Genomic DNA, 2,427 nt, shown 5'->3' with positions numbered 1-2,427 from the left:
GGGCACACCACGCCAGGTGGTCTTCTTCTTCGCGGGCAGCTTCGTCGAGCTGTGCTCGGATAGCCGGGTCACGCGCAAACAGCGCTTGCCCCTGGTACAACGCCTGGGCGCACACCTCGCCCACATGGTTGACGCGCATCAGGCCAGCGGCATGACGGCGCTCGGCCTCGGAGAGCTTGGCCGCGTCATCGGTGCCAGTGGCAGATGCACCAGAGACGACGACGGCATCGGCGGGGTTCGGTCGGCTGGCGCGGGTGATGCCGGCAACCGCGCGCAGGGCGCGGTCGAATTCGGGAAGGAAAGTGTCGAGCATGCAGGTCGATCCTGAGATCAGGCGCCGCCGGCAATGGCGTGCGGCGCATGCGTCATTGTACGGCCCCGGCTCAGCATAGCCTTGCGCCCGATCAGATGCGGGACCACCAAACACAACTGTACGGGATAACCCTGTTGGCATTGGGATCGCATCCAAAACTGCGAGGAATCGCAAGCGCACATCGCATTTCTATTTCTGAATTCGAAACAGCTTGTTGCCCGAATCAGACAGCAAACGGGCGTTTGCGAACATTCGTTCGCAAATTTCGACCGAGGCTTGTGACGCGTTGCTACATTTGTCAGCGACTTCACTTGAAAGTCGTGGGGCGGGAAGACGGGAACGGAGGGTCTGCCTGCCACCAAGTTCAATAAATAAAGATCTGGAGACCGACCGATGAAGAAATCGCTGCTGGCATTGGCAGTGCTGGGCACGTTTGCGGGTGTTGCGCAGGCTCAGTCAAGTGTGACGCTGTACGGCGTGGTCGACGCCAACGTCGAATACGTCAACCATGAGCAGAACGTAACGGCGGCAGGCGTCGCCATTCCGGGCAGCAGCGGTTCGCGCCTCGCGATGCAGGCAGGCGGCCTGTCTTCCAACCGTTGGGGCTTGCGCGGGATTGAAGACATCGGTGGCGGGCTCAAGAGCCTGTTCGTGCTGGAATCGGGTTTCGGCATGGATACCGGTACGCTGCAGCAAGGTGGCCGTCTGTTCGGCCGGCAAGCCTTCGTGGGCTTGCAGGGTGATTGGGGCAAGGTCACGCTGGGCCGCCAATACACCACGATCTTCGACATGATGGCGAACTTCTCGCCAAGCGGCTACGCGACGCAGTGGGAGCCTGTGGTCGGCCTGCTCGGCGCGAACTTCCGCGAAGACAACGTGATCAAGTACACCGGCGCGTTCGGTCCGCTGACGGTCGTGGGCCACTGGTCCTTCGGCGAGCGTGCGGGCAGCAACACGGCCAACTCGGCGTACGGCGTCGGTGCGAACTACTTTGCTGGCCCGTTCGGCCTGGGTGTGGCGTATGACGAAGTGAAGGTGCCGTCGGTGCAGGAACTCGCCGGCGGGCCGGGCAACGATTACGGTCGCGACAAGCGCGCTGCCATCGCCGCCAGCTACACGGTCGGCCCGGTCAAGGTGATGGGCGGCTACCGCTACGGCAACACGCAAGCCCCGAGCACCGGTACGCCTGCGCTCACGCCGCACCGCGACGACCTCTACTGGCTGGGCGTGAACTACCAGGCGACCACGGCACTCGGCCTGACGCTGTCGTACTACTACGACAACATCAAGTCGGCGACCATCGGCGGCACCACGGTCAACCCGCGCAAGCCGCAGCAGTGGAACTTCATCGCCGATTACAACTTCTCGAAGCGTACCGACGTGTACCTGACGGCAGCGTACTCGCGCAACGGTTCGCTGAACTGGGATTCGATCGGCTACACCTCGACGGGCATGTCCGTTGGTTACCTGCCGGCCGCATCGCAGACCTACTTCATCACGCCTGACTCCAACAGCCAGGTGGGCGTGGCGGTTGGTGTGCGCCACAAGTTCTGACACGCGCAAGCACAGACTGCTTTTGGCCCGCCGCCCCTCTCCTTGGCGGGCGCAGGAAGGCACCTTCGGGTGCCTTTTTGCATGGCCGCGCGCTATGCTCTGGCGAGCCGCCCGAAGCCTGACGGGCGGCCCACATAACGACAACAACGCGAACTCCACGGGAGACCTGCATGTCCTCTTCGACGCCTTCTACCTTGGCGGCACCTGCCGCCGACGCCGCCACTGAAACGAGCCGCTCGCGCATCGTCTTTGCGAGCTTCATCGGCACAGCCATCGAATTCTACGATTTCTACGTCTACGCCACGGCAGCAGCGCTGGTGATCGGGCCTGTGTTCTTCCCGCACGGCTCGGCCACGGCGCAGGCGCTGTCGGCCTTCGTGACGTTCGGTATTGCGTTCATTGCGCGGCCGATCGGTTCGTTCCTGTTCGGCCATTTTGGCGACCGGATCGGGCGTAAATCCACGCTGGTCGCATCACTACTGGTGATGGGCATTTCGACCACGCTGATTGGGCTGGTGCCGGGGTACGACAGCATCGGCACGCTGGCGCCGATCCTGCTG

General features: G+C 63.1%; 3 protein-coding genes. 2 read left to right on the top strand and 1 reads right to left on the bottom strand.

Features of this window, described 5'->3' with window-relative positions:
- A partial coding sequence (locus tag JHD73_RS27490; RefSeq protein ID WP_199033294.1) for a demethoxyubiquinone hydroxylase family protein occupies positions 1-313 on the bottom strand: 313 nt, incomplete at its 3' end.
- A gap of 393 nt (positions 314-706) precedes the next feature.
- Here JHD73_RS27490 and JHD73_RS27485 point away from each other — a divergent pair.
- Both JHD73_RS27485 and JHD73_RS27480 read left to right on the top strand, forming a co-directional pair.
- Positions 707-1,867, top strand: a complete 1,161-nt coding sequence (locus JHD73_RS27485) for a porin (protein ID WP_199033293.1) — start codon at positions 707-709, stop codon at positions 1,865-1,867.
- A 170-nt stretch (positions 1,868-2,037) separates the two neighbouring features.
- Positions 2,038-2,427, top strand: a 390-nt coding sequence (locus tag JHD73_RS27480) for an MFS transporter (protein ID WP_199033292.1), incomplete at its 3' end; no start/stop codon positions are given.

Origin of the sequence: Ralstonia sp. ASV6, from assembly GCF_016429285.1 — a bacterium.
GTDB lineage: Bacteria > Pseudomonadota > Gammaproteobacteria > Burkholderiales > Burkholderiaceae > Ralstonia > Ralstonia flaminis.
The sequence above is the reverse complement of the archived record's forward strand: the minus strand, read 5'-3'. Positions and strand labels throughout refer to the sequence as shown.